Origin of the sequence: Shewanella sp. DNRA4 (genome assembly GCF_012843185.1) — a bacterium.
GTDB lineage: Bacteria > Pseudomonadota > Gammaproteobacteria > Enterobacterales > Shewanellaceae > Shewanella > Shewanella xiamenensis.
Genome location: NZ_JABAIP010000006.1, coordinates 154,329 through 166,390, shown reverse-complemented (window position 1 = coordinate 166,390; position 12,062 = coordinate 154,329). Strand labels below are relative to the sequence as shown.

Annotated in this window: 14 protein-coding genes; 7 read left to right on the top strand and 7 right to left on the bottom strand. The window is 47.0% G+C overall.

Annotated features, from left to right (window positions below):
* Positions 1-35: 35 nt before the first annotated feature.
* From HG547_RS08430 to prmA, 5 genes are all read right to left on the bottom strand, one after another.
* The gene (locus HG547_RS08430) at positions 36-260 is read right to left on the bottom strand and encodes a hypothetical protein (protein WP_023268967.1); all 225 of its coding nucleotides are present in this window, start codon (positions 258-260) and stop codon (positions 36-38) included.
* The gene (locus tag HG547_RS08425) at positions 260-520 is read right to left on the bottom strand and encodes an AlpA family phage regulatory protein (protein WP_023268966.1); all 261 of its coding nucleotides are present in this window, start codon (positions 518-520) and stop codon (positions 260-262) included. Before HG547_RS08425 ends, HG547_RS08430 begins: the two co-directional genes overlap by 1 nt.
* Positions 521-789: 269 nt before the next feature.
* A complete protein-coding gene (gene fis / locus HG547_RS08420) occupies positions 790-1,095 on the bottom strand; it encodes a DNA-binding transcriptional regulator Fis (RefSeq protein WP_006083371.1) in 306 nt (101 codons plus the stop codon).
* A 16-nt stretch (positions 1,096-1,111) separates the two neighbouring features.
* Complete coding sequence (gene dusB, locus HG547_RS08415; RefSeq protein WP_037413666.1) at positions 1,112-2,080, bottom strand: tRNA dihydrouridine synthase DusB; 969 nt, start codon at positions 2,078-2,080, stop codon at positions 1,112-1,114.
* A 174-nt stretch (positions 2,081-2,254) separates the two neighbouring features.
* A complete protein-coding gene (prmA, locus tag HG547_RS08410; RefSeq protein WP_037413663.1) occupies positions 2,255-3,136 on the bottom strand; it encodes a 50S ribosomal protein L11 methyltransferase in 882 nt (293 codons plus the stop codon).
* Positions 3,137-3,562: 426 nt separating this feature from the next.
* Between prmA and HG547_RS08405 the strand changes: the two genes are divergently transcribed.
* The 4 genes from HG547_RS08405 (at position 3,563) to HG547_RS08390 (ending at position 7,992) form a co-directional block, all read left to right on the top strand.
* Entirely contained in the window at positions 3,563-4,288 is a 726-nt protein-coding gene (locus HG547_RS08405) for a fumarate reductase cytochrome b subunit (protein ID WP_037426389.1), read from the top strand.
* A gap of 231 nt (positions 4,289-4,519) precedes the next feature.
* Positions 4,520-5,191 (top strand): fumarate reductase cytochrome b subunit, encoded by a 672-nt coding sequence (locus HG547_RS08400; RefSeq protein ID WP_169547592.1) that lies wholly within the window; start codon positions 4,520-4,522, stop codon positions 5,189-5,191.
* 63 nt (positions 5,192-5,254) lie between these two features.
* Positions 5,255-7,261, top strand: coding sequence for a fumarate reductase flavoprotein subunit (locus HG547_RS08395; RefSeq protein ID WP_169547591.1), 2,007 nt, complete (start codon positions 5,255-5,257; stop codon positions 7,259-7,261).
* The gene (locus HG547_RS08390; protein ID WP_037413651.1) at positions 7,261-7,992 is read left to right on the top strand and encodes a fumarate reductase iron-sulfur subunit; all 732 of its coding nucleotides are present in this window, start codon (positions 7,261-7,263) and stop codon (positions 7,990-7,992) included. Before HG547_RS08395 ends, HG547_RS08390 begins: the two co-directional genes overlap by 1 nt.
* Before the next feature lie 64 nt (positions 7,993-8,056).
* On the opposite strand, the gene HG547_RS08385 is transcribed toward HG547_RS08390, so the two are convergent.
* Together HG547_RS08385 and HG547_RS08380 are read right to left on the bottom strand one after the other, a co-directional pair.
* Entirely contained in the window at positions 8,057-8,341 is a 285-nt protein-coding gene (locus HG547_RS08385) for a putative quinol monooxygenase (protein WP_169547590.1), read from the bottom strand.
* Positions 8,338-9,360 carry a zinc-binding alcohol dehydrogenase family protein gene (locus HG547_RS08380; protein ID WP_055648724.1) on the bottom strand — a complete coding sequence of 341 codons (1,023 nt, stop codon included), beginning with the start codon at positions 9,358-9,360 and terminating at the stop codon, positions 8,338-8,340. The genes HG547_RS08385 and HG547_RS08380 overlap by 4 nt, the downstream gene beginning before the upstream one ends.
* Before the next feature lie 119 nt (positions 9,361-9,479).
* On the opposite strand from HG547_RS08380, the gene HG547_RS08375 reads away from it, so the two are divergent.
* The 3 genes from HG547_RS08375 (at position 9,480) to HG547_RS08365 (ending at position 12,062) form a co-directional block, all read left to right on the top strand.
* Positions 9,480-10,409, top strand: coding sequence for a LysR family transcriptional regulator (locus tag HG547_RS08375; RefSeq protein ID WP_037426378.1), 930 nt, complete (start codon positions 9,480-9,482; stop codon positions 10,407-10,409).
* 301 nt (positions 10,410-10,710) lie between these two features.
* On the top strand, positions 10,711-11,130 hold the full coding sequence (locus HG547_RS08370) for a hypothetical protein (protein WP_047534356.1): 420 nt from the start codon (positions 10,711-10,713) through the stop codon (positions 11,128-11,130).
* 62 nt (positions 11,131-11,192) lie between these two features.
* Positions 11,193-12,062, top strand: coding sequence for a hypothetical protein (locus HG547_RS08365; protein WP_169547589.1), 870 nt, complete (start codon positions 11,193-11,195; stop codon positions 12,060-12,062).

Sequence of the window (12,062 nt, the reverse complement as noted above, 5' to 3'; positions counted from 1 at the left end):
CGCTGGTGGTTTGGCCACCAGCGTGCATAGAAGCGTTAGTGTTTTGGGGCGTTGTCTTGGCTTAACTGCCAGCGTTTAAATTCATTCGGGCACCAGCCGAGGGTGCGCCTATTACGATAGACTGGCGCGATAAGCTTTTGCGTTTTAACCCATCTATGGACAGTGGCGCGACTCTTTTGCAATGCTGCGCACATGTCAGTGATGCCTATCAATGGGTTGATGTCAAATTCAATTGACTGATTAACGCGATCGCTCGGCATTATTTCGCGCCTTCAATTTGGTTATTTGAGTTAACGGCCTCTCTTGATTTGACCCAATGAAGTAGCTCGGAAAGCAACCATCCTACTGAACGATTTGAGATCCTTCTGCGTCTTGGATACATGCCTTTGCGTTCGAGTTGAAAGGCCTCGGCCCTACTTATCGAAGTAATGAGACGACGCTCTTTTTCCTTAACTATACGGTCGAACACAAGCTCACTGGCAACATCTGTGTCCATCATTGCTAAATTGACGTTTGTCATTCGTTTCTCCTCGTATTCATAGCGCTTGAGTGCGCGGAAATGAATGTTGAGGGCGGCGCAAGTAAAAGCGAAATTTTAGGGCGTTTTAGTAAAAAGGCCGCATTCGCGACAACTAAAAATTTTTCCATGAAATCTTTTAGGGGTGAATTTGTGAGGATAAAACGCAGAGGCAATCAAACAACGGGGGTACATATGGGGGTACATATAAGCAAAAACGGGCTTTTTCGTGAGAAAAAACCCGTTTTCTTACAACAACCTAAGAGAAAATCTTAGTTCATGCCATATTTCTTTAATTTCTTACGCAGAGTACCGCGGTTGATACCTAGCATGTTTGCTGCGCGGGTTTGGTTGCCGCGAGTGTGTTGCATGATGATGTCAAGCAGAGGTGCTTCAACTTCACTTAGCACCATTTCATACACTTCTTGTGCTTCCTGACCGTCCAACTGTGCGAAGAAGTTAGTTACGGCACGCTTAACAGCGTCACGTAATAACTGGGGCTTGATAGTGCCGTTTGCTGTTTCGATTTTGCCAACGGTAAGCTGGTGAACTTCTGTGTTAGTTGTCTGATCAAACATTCTATTCTGCTCTTTATTAATTCTTTACTAATTCATCAAAATAATATTCCACGAGGGAATACTGTTCTGCAGCGGTTTCCAGCTGATTAAAGTCAGCCCGAAATTGGCGCTGATCCTCCTGGTCTAGGTACCATCCGATATGTTTTCTGGCGAAGCGGATACCCTTATATTCACCATATAAATCATAAAGTTTGGTGAGGTGTTCCAGCATCACTTGACGCTGTTCTACCACCTCAATGGGCGCTAGCTTATTACCCGTCTCCAAGTAGTGCTGGATTTCTCTGAAAATCCAAGGTCGTCCTTGAGCACCCCGTCCTATCATCAGAGCATCGACACCGGTGTAATCCAGCACAAAGCGGGCTTTCTCCGGACTGTCGATATCCCCGTTTGCGACAACAGGAATCGAGACATTCTGTTTAATTGCTTTAATGGTGTCGTACTCGGCGTCGCCTTTGTACATGCATTGTCTCGTCCGGCCATGAACGGCCAGCGAGGCGATGCCACAATCCTCGGCAATCTGGGCGATTTGAACACCGTTCCTGTGTTCAGGCTCCCAGCCTGTGCGAATTTTTAACGTAACGGGCACATCTACTGCAGCTACCACGGCTTGTAAAATGTCTTTTACGAGGGGTGGATTTTGCATTAGGGCTGAGCCAGCCAGCTTTTTATTCACTTTTTTTGCAGGACATCCCATGTTGATATCAATGATATGGGCGCCTTGTTCAACGTTGAACTGGGCGGCCTGCGCCATTAACTCTGGATCTGCACCTGCAATTTGCACTGAGCGAATACCTTCCTCACCAGAATGTGTCATACGCTGGCGGCTTTTATCCGTATCCCAAACCTCAGGATTGGATGAAAGCATCTCCGACACCGCTAAGGCTGCACCATAACGAAGACAGAGATTACGGAAAGCTTGATCGGTGACACCTGCCATTGGTGCCACGATCAGCTGATTCTTCAGTTGATAGGGTCCAATCTGCATTTACTGTTTCACCTTAGCTCTTCAAAGGGGCGCTATAGTAGCCCTTTTTATTGGCCGTGAAAAGGTCAATAAATGACCTAGGAGCAATTTTTTTTCTTGACTTTTTAGCCTTGAGAAGTCATCGACAAAATAAGCCTAAGCCAGTGGTGGCGCATGTTGCGCCACCCTTTAGCGTTATTTGCGCGTACCTGTCAAGCGGCTCCAATCTTCTTTGTGAGCCGCTTCGTCCATGTCGAACCATTGGCTATAAAAGTCAGAGATTTCTTGCGCTTGCTCTTTTAGGAGTCCAGAGAGGGCTAATTTACCGCCTGTTTTGACTCGGTCGGCGATAAGGGGGGCAAGTTCGCGCAGTGGGCCTGCGAGAATATTGGCAACTAATACATCGGCCTTAAGATCGGCGGGTTGATCTTCAGGCAGGTAAAGCTCGAGTTGGTCGGCGACATCGTTACGCTCGGCATTGGCTTTTGAGGCGTCAATGGCTTGATAGTCGATGTCGATACCGGTGACTTTTTTCGCGCCCAATTTTAGGGCGGCAACGGCAAGAATGCCTGAGCCACAGCCAAAGTCGATCACTTCTTCGTTGCTTAGATCTAAGCTGTCTAACCACTCTAAACACAGTGCTGTCGTGGGGTGAGTGCCTGTGCCGAAGGCCAGACCCGGATCTAAGATCACGTTGACTGCGCTTGGATCGGGGACTTCACGCCAGCTTGGGCATATCCATAGGCGTTTACCAAATTGGATTGGGTGGTAGTTATCCATCCATTCGCGAACCCAATCTTTGTCTTCAATTTGCTCGATTTTATGGCTGAAGTGTTCACCTAAAAACGGCAGGGTTTTCAGCATCTCAATGCTTGGGGTTAGATCGGTATCGGCTTCGAATAGCGCGACAACCACGGTATCACGCCACAGCGGGGTTTCACCCAGTTTAGGTTCAAAAATCGGGGTGTCTTTACCATCTTCAAAGGTAATGGAGACTGCGCCTTCTTCCATGAGTAAGTCGCTGATGGTTTCTGCATCATCACTGTTAGTGTTAATGCGGAGTTGGATCCAAGGCATGGGTTAAATCCTGTGGCTAGGGTTAAAAAATATCACGCTATTGTATACCCAAACCGCGCTAAATTGCAGAATTCGGTGGCAATTTCGCATTGTCGATTAGATAAATGAGTTGCTGTGCAGCAGGGGATTGGCGAGTGATAAATGGATTTTATTCTACGCCGACAAAGAGTTAGTCAGTCATCCTTTTTGTGCGAAAATGCGAACCGGTCGTTTCGATTTTAAGTATAAACATATGAAATATAATGGTTAATTGGTTTTACCTTTGTTTGGTTTTTTACTTGCTTTTTGTGATCGCCTTCTAAGAGTTGACGCTGCTCCCGTGAGTTGCCTCACGCTTTAAATCTGTGACACTCAGCCGGGTATTTTGTTGCTGCTATGGTGTAGTTTGCAAAGAGGTGTCAACAAACCATCAAAGGTAAAAGCAAGATGATAAGCGTAACGCGCGTTCACACTAGGGTGAAAACACAGGGGATAGGTCACCCTTGGTCGGCTAAGGCTGATCGATTACAGAGCGCGACAGGCATTATGTTGGGATGCTTCCTGTTGTTGCATATGCACTTCGAGTCGAGCATTTTGCTGGGCAAAGAGGCATTTTACCAAGTAGTACAACTGCTTGAAGGCGGTATGTTTAGTAGTACAGGCCATGGCTTTCCGATGGTTACTAAAGTCTTCTCGGTTTTTATGCTGTTAGTGGTGATATTGCATGCCGCAGTTGCGCTTAGGCGGTTTCCGGCACAACTGGGTCAGTGGCGGGCATTGCGCTCGCATTTAGGTGGCATTAATCACCGTGATACCCATGCATGGTTTTGGCAGCTCATTACTGGCTTTATTCTGTTTTTCCTGGTGCCTGTACATCTGTTTACCATGATCTTAAATCCTGAGATTGGCCCACATTTATCCGCCGAGCGTGTTTATCACGATAATGCTTGGCTGCTTTATGCCTTATTGCTGCCCGCAGTGGTGATCCACGCCATGATTGGTTTGTACCGTGTGGCAGTTAAGTGGGGCATTACCACTCAACGCTCCGGCTTACGTAAACTCGCTAAGGTATTGATTATCTATTTGTTGTGCCTAGGTAGCGCTAGCTTAGTTACTTATATGTTGATCGGCAGCGAGTTGACTGTTCCTGTGCAGCCCTATGTGCCCCAGTAATTTGAATGCCAACCCTGCTGCGCGCGTTGCACTGAGATAATTCGCAGCAGGATTTTGTGTCGCTGCCACTCGTTTTTATTGGTTCTATCGCTAATAGTTAAGCATTCGATTAATTATTCGCCTCCTAGTTGATCTAACTCAGGTTTGTTGTTGGATTTGTGAGCGATATTAATTTTTAAAGATCACTTAATGAGCTTGGCTCAATAGAGCCTGTGGCGCGAGGCGAAAGCAATGGCAATCAAACTAAGTATAAAAAAATGGAGTGCGTGGCTGGATTTAAGCCAGAGTGTGTCGGGTGTCATTTTGGCGGTGTTTTTATGGAGTCACTTAGTGTTGGTGTCGTCCATTTTGTTGGGTGGCGATGCTATGAACTGGGTGGCTCGCACTATGGAGCTAAGTTTTCTCTCTAGTGATGGTCATGGCTATCCCTGGGTGGTGACTTGTATTGCCATCGGTATCGGCGCTTTAGCGTTAGTGCATGTGCTAGTGGCATTGCAGAAGCTACCGATGAGTTTGCGTCAGCAAAGGGCGCTGCAACAGCAGATGCAAGTGATCAATCACAGCGATACTCGCCTGTGGCGCTGGCAGGCCATTACGGGTGTGGTGATCCTGTTATTGCTGCCGGTGCATCTGTGGCTTATCGGCTCGGCGCCTGAAACCATAGGTCCGCAGGGCAGCGCCGAGCGGATTTGGAACCAAGGCGTGTGGATGGTGTATCTGCCGCTATTACTGACGGTGGAGTTACATGCGGCCATCGGGGTTTACCGCGTGGCACTGAAGTGGGGCGCGGCGCGGGATCTTAATAGTCGCAGCCGTTTACGTAAGATCAAAACGATTGTGAGTATCGCGTTTATCACTGTAGGGATTGCCTCTTTATTGGCATTTTTACCCCATGCGAGTTGAGCGAAATATAACAAAAGAGTGTTGTCCTAAAACAATAACAGCAGTACCCGTTAAGGAGCAGGCGTGAAACTGATTTATACCGATTCATTAGTGGTTGGTGCCGGATTGGCAGGGCTAAGGGTAGCCATTGCCTCTAAAGAGCGTGGGCTGGATACCTTAGTGCTATCGCTTATTCCTGCCAAACGTTCTCACTCCGCCGCAGCGCAGGGGGGAATGCAGGCAAGCCTTGGCAACGCAGTTAAAGGCATGGGTGATGATGAAGATGTGCACTTTCAAGACACTGTGAAAGGTTCGGACTGGGGCTGCGATCAAGAGGTCGCGAGAATGTTTGCCCACTGTGCGCCAAAGGCAGTACGTGAGTTAGCCAACTGGGGGGTGCCTTGGTCACGTGTTAGTGCTGGTCCACGGGAAGTCATTGTTAACGCACAAAAAGTTACTCTACAGGAAGCCGAAGAAGCCCATGGGTTAATTAATGCCCGCGACTTTGGTGGCACCAAAAAATGGCGCACCTGCTATACCGCCGACGGTACCGGCCACTCTTTACTCTATGCCATGGATAACAAAGCGATTTCGATGGATATTCCGGTCCATGAGCGCGTCGAAGCGCTGGCGATTATCCACGATGGAGAGCGTTGTCACGGGGTGATTGCCCGCTGTTTAATCACGGGCGAGTTGCGTGCTTATGTGGCGAAATCAACCACCATCGCCACCGGCGGTTATGGCCGGATTTATGAAGTGTCAACCAATGCGATTATCTGCGAAGGCATAGGGCAGGCGCTAGCGCTCGAAACGGGCGTGGCAACGCTTGGCAATATGGAAGCGGTGCAATTCCACCCCACGGCGATTGTGCCCGTTGGCATTTTAACCACTGAGGGTTGCCGCGGTGACGGCGGTTTGCTGCGGGATAAAGACGGTTATCGTTTTATGCCGGACTATGAGCCTGAGAAAAAAGAACTGGCATCGCGGGACGTGGTATCACGGCGCATGACCGAACATATGCGTAAAGGTAAGGGCGTCGATAGTCCCTATGGCCCACATTTATGGCTCGATATCACCCTGCTGGGGCGCAAACATATCGAAACCAACCTGCGTGAAGTGCAAGAAATTTGTGAGAACTTCCTTGGGATCGACCCTGCGAAGGATTGGATACCCGTGCGTCCGACTCAGCATTACTCCATGGGTGGCATTCGCACCAAAGCCACCGGCGAGAGTCCGCAGCTTAAGGGCCTGTTCAGCGTGGGCGAAGCCGCCTGTTGGGATATGCATGGCTTTAACCGCTTAGGTGGTAACTCGCTCGCCGAAACCGTAGTGGGCGGTATGATTATTGGCAAGTATGTTGCTGATTTTTGTGAAAATAATAGCCTTGAAATCAACACAGCGCTTGCCGAAAAGTTTATGCAGCAGGTGCAGACTGAAATCGATACCTTAGTCGATGGTGATGGTCACGAAAACCCCTTCGAGCTTAAGCACGCAATGCAGCGGATTATGATGGATTACGTAGGGATTTTCCGTAATGGGCCTGAACTCGATAAAGCGGTGACTGAGCTTAAAGCCCTGCTTGAACGTTCACGCAAACTCGGCATTAAGTGTAAAAAACGCCACGCCAACCCAGAGCTGGTGGAGGCATTGAGGGTAAAGCGTATGCTCAAAGTCGCGCTGACCGTAGCCTGTGGTGCGGCAGCTCGCACCGAAAGCCGCGGTGCCCATGCCCGTGAGGATTATCCGCAGCGTAATGACCGCGATTGGCTTAATCGCACCCTCGCCAGTTGGCCTGATGCCAATGCGTTGGAACCCGTATTGAGCTACGAGCCGCTAGATGTGATGAAGATGGAACTGCCACCGGGATACCGGGGTTATGGTATCGACAATGCGATTGCTCACCCCGATACCGCTAAACGTGAGCAACAAATTGCTGAAATTTTGGCTGGGCTTGGGGAGGATGCCGATCGCTATCAACGCCAAGCGGCGCTGATGCCTTTCGAGCTGCCACCCAGCCTGCAAGCTAAAAATGAACGTTTAAGTGATACCTTACAAAAACCCTCTGCCAATGCGTTAGGAGAAAAATCATAATGACCCAAGGTCGCCAGTTAACCTTTAATATTTTTCGTTATGATCCACAGGAGCCAAACGATAAGCCGAAAATGGTGCGTTACCAGCTCACCGAAACGCCGGGGATGACAGTATTTATTGCCCTCAATAAGCTGAGAGAAGAGCAAGATACGTCGTTGCAGTTTGACTTTGTCTGTCGGGCAGGGATTTGTGGCAGTTGTGCCATGGTGATCAATGGTTTTCCGACATTAGCTTGCCGCACCTTAACCGCCAAATATCCCAAGGGTGAGATTACCCTGATGCCGTTACCTGGCTTTGAATTGATCGGTGATTTATCGGTTAACACAGGTAAATTTATGCGTGAACTCGCTGAGCGGTTAAAGCTATGGTTACATCCTAAGGCGAATGATATCAGCATTCATCGCCTCGAAGATCCTATGGCTCCTGAAGAAGCTGCTCGCCTGTATGAGTTGGAGCGCTGCGTCGAGTGTGGCGTTTGCGTATCAGCCTGCGCGACCAAGCAAATGCGCGAGACCTTTGTCGGTGCAGTTGGCATGATGAAAATTGCCCGCTTTGAACTCGATAGCCGTGATGCCCGCACTGCGGAGGATTTTTACCATGTGATCGGTAATCAGGATGGGGTGTTTGGGTGTATGACCTTGCTTGGCTGCCAAGACAACTGTCCGAAGGATTTACCCCATATGCAACAGATTGCTTATCTACGCCGAAAAATGGCTATGACGTTGGTTTAGCTTTATTTACGCAGTTGATTTAAAAATAGAAAGCGCCAAATTTGGCGCTTTCTTGTTGGTGATGCTAGCAAGCATAACACTTATGGATCTCGACTTTCTCTACTAACTGCTCGGAGGTGGCGACAAAGGTATTAAAGTGTGGGCTTGCCATATGCGCATCCAGTGCTGCTTGGGATTGCCACACTTCATACATCCAAAACTGATTAGCATTATCTAAAGAATGATGCAGCGTATACTCCAAACAGCCTGCCTCGGTGTGGGTGTCACTTACCAGTTGTTTGAGGACTTTAAAGAGTGAATCACTCTGGCCTGAATGCGCTTGGATTTGCGCAAAAACCGTGATTTTCATTGGCTAAATCCCTCAAGCACAATTTTACCAATCGCTTTGCCCGACTCAATTTGTGCATGGGCCTTTAGCAAGTTTTGCGCATTAATCGTGCCGTAATGCTCACCAAAGGTGCTTTTTACTTTACCGGTATCAATAAGCTCTGCAATGCGGTTGAGTAGATGGTGCTGGGCAATCATATCCTCGGTTTGATACAGGCTGCGGGTAAACATCAGCTCCCAATGCAGCGACAGGCTTTTACGCTTAAGCTTCATCACATCTAACGGGGCTACCGGATCATCAATCAGTGCCAGTTTTCCTTGTGGTTTGAGCACTTTTACAATTTCGTCAAAGTGCTTATCGGTTTGAGTCAGGCTAATCACATGGGTGACATCGGCAATATCTAGCTTAGCCAGCTCTTCCGAGAGGGGTTTATTGTGATTAATCACTGCATCGGCACCTAAGGTTTGCACCCAAGTTGCTGATTCTGGCCGTGATGCGGTACCGATAACCTCTGCTCCAGTCAATTTGACCGCCAGTTGAGTGATAATCGAACCCACACCACCTGCGGCACCGATAATCAGAATACGTGCATCCGTGGCGGAGCCATCTTGTGGTAGACCTAAACGGTCAAACAGCAATTCCCAAGCCGTGATACTGGTTAAGGGTAAGGCTGCCGCCTGTGCGTTGCTTAAGGTTTGCGGTTTATGGCCGACAATGCGCTCATCCACTAACTGATATTCGGCATAGCTGCCACTGCGGCTAATATCGCCGGCATACCAAACTTCATCGCCTACCTTAAATAGGCTGACTTTGTCCCCGATAGCTTTTACAACGCCAACGGCATCCCAACCGAGGATTTTATACTCCCCAGCAGGCGCTGAGCTTGATGCGCGGATCTTGGTATCAACGGGGTTAACCGATATGGCCTTAACCTCGACTAACAAATCAAAACCCGTTGGAGTTGGTTTGGCTAATGTTATGTTTTCTAATGCATTATGCGCATTGACTGCGCCTGCTGTTTGGTAACCTACGGCTCTCATAATCATTCCTCACTGGCGACTCATGTCTGTCACTTGTCATTGAGCACCATTGTGTGAAATATTAACCTTTAGATAAACGGGGTAAAGTTTGTAATTTTTTCAAAGGAAATTTGATAATCATGTTGCTTAATGATCTCGCCTTATTTGTTCGCGTTGCCGATTGCGGCAGCATTTCGGCCGCAGCGGCCGAAATGGACCTCTCTGCTGCTTCAGCGAGCGCAGCGATTAAACGTCTTGAAAAACAGCTTGATACGAGTTTGTTTGTGCGCACGACTCGCAGCCTTAGATTAACCGCTCAAGGGGAGCGTTACCTGATCCATTGCCGCCGCGCCTTAAGTGATCTCGCCCTTGGAGAGCAGGCGATTGCCAGCGATAAAGGTAAGGTCTCTGGCACCTTAAGCCTGTCGGTTTCATCTGACTTTGGGCGAAACTTATTTGTCCCTTGGCTCGATGACTTTCTCTTGGATTTTCCACAGCTGCAAGTGCGTCTGCATTTAGGCGACAATATCAGCAGTTTTTACCACGATAAAATTGATGTGGCGGTGCGTTATGGTAAGCCGCAGGATTCTAATCAAGTTGCCTTTCCGATTTGCAGTGCCGACAGAGTGTTATGTGCATCGCCGGACTATCTTGCTAAATTTGGTCAACCCGAAACCTTAGAGCAGCTAACACAACATAATTGCTTGTTTTATAAGTTAGATGAGAGAACTCACGATCAATGGCAATTTGAGCGTGATGGCCAGGAATGTAAAGTTCGCGTCACGGGGAATCGTAGTGCGAATGATGCTGAAATTGCGCGCCGCTGGGCGGTAGCAGGAAAGGGGTTAGTGTTTAAGTCGAGCTTAGATTTGGCAGAGGATATTATGGCTGGGCGTTTAGTGCCCTTGTTACCAGAATATCGCGGCGAGTCGGTCAATTTATACTTAGTGTGCCCAGGACGCGAACATGTCACACCCGTGGTGTTACTGCTTCGCGAAATGTTACGTCGCCGTTGTAAAGAATTGCAAACTCAACTGGCTGCTCATCATATTATCCCAAACTACCGTTAAGCTATTTGCATTATGGTGGCATATGTAAATAATCGTACTGCATGTTGTTATTTGCTGTTTTTAATCTGTTTTTAAATTGTTTTTTATGGCGGTTTTTTCTGTTATGAATTGTGTTGTTTATGTTTAATGTCGCTAATTTTTTCTGATCTAACTCATATTTATTTTAATTGCATATGAGTTGTCGCTGGCTTGAGTTGAAAAGCATTTTTTTTCGTGCGTATGATGCGATAAATGTATCGTTTTGTATCTTTAACTGTGGGTCACAGTGGATATTATTTATAGTATGACGTATTGACTGAAAATGTTAACTAAATTAGCCACAAAAAATTACTCAAAAATACCGAAACATCTTCATCCCATAGTCGGTGGATTACTGGTGCTCGGAATATTATGGTTGAGCTTATCGCTAAGTGTTTCTGCTAAAAATGAAATTTATTCTGTTGAAAAGAATGATTTTTTAATGGCTTCGACACTTGTGGCGCAGAGTGAGTTTGTGGGCCATAAATCGACAATCGTACTGAATGAATATAGCGTTACACTTTGGAATTGGTTTTGTGAAACTAATTTTGAAAGCATATTTATTGGGCTGTCTTTTTTTGTTTTATTTAGTGTTATTTATTTCATTTCAGCTATTTTTCTGCGTAGTTACATTCTTAATTTGGAACATTGTTATTCCATTTTACTTAATTGGATAAAGTCTATTCAAGCAAGTACATCCTAGCGCTATATAGAGCGCATGCTCACTATCAATATTTTCATCAAAATATAAATCAAGGTTTTATTATGCAACCAACGAATAATCAATATTATTCGTCGATTTCTCGTCGACGAAATAAATGGTCTGTGCTTTTCTGCTTGCAGGTGATGCTGGCGAGCTTTTCATTTGTTGGCCAAGTATTGGCTGTCAATGAATTTGAGTTAGCCACGGATGCACAAGCTGCAAAATGGTCTGGCTACGTTAATGTTGGGTTTACCCGAAACATTTATGACTCGGATAGTTATTACGCCTATCAAGCCTATAACATCGATAGCCGGATCGATTACAAGGCAAATTGGGGCAATGTGCTGTTTACCCTTGGGGGCGAAAAGCAAACATTGCATGGCAAAGAGTCCAGTTTTTATGACCCTTTGCTGGAATACCGCACACCACTGTATGCCTTAAGCGATACCGTCTCATTCAAAGGCAGTTTAGGTGTGTATTTGCCCGCAGAGCGCGAATCAAAATTGGATAGGTTGCAATATGCACCGCGTATTGCTGCGTACTTATTTTGGAGCCCGCTAGATAACCTAAGTTTTTATTTTTCACCGCGCTATCGCTACAACGCTTACCAATACAAAACCGCAGGTGAGCGTGTGTTGGTTGAACAGCAACTCGATGGATTACTCGATGCTTATTGGCAAATTACGGCCAATTGGTATTTGGACGTGAGTGGTCGTTATCGAATTTCCAAAAACTATTACGGTCGCCGACTCGACGATCAATTTACCTTCGCCCAAGAACTCGGTTGGTCGTTTAAGCCTGACTGGGTATTGGCTGTTGGTCATAACAATAGTGGTCGTTTTTACAACCCAGAAGTGGGGACATCTCAGGGATTTGAGATTTATGACAAAAAGAGTTCAACCTTTTATTTGTCAGTCACTAAATATCTATAA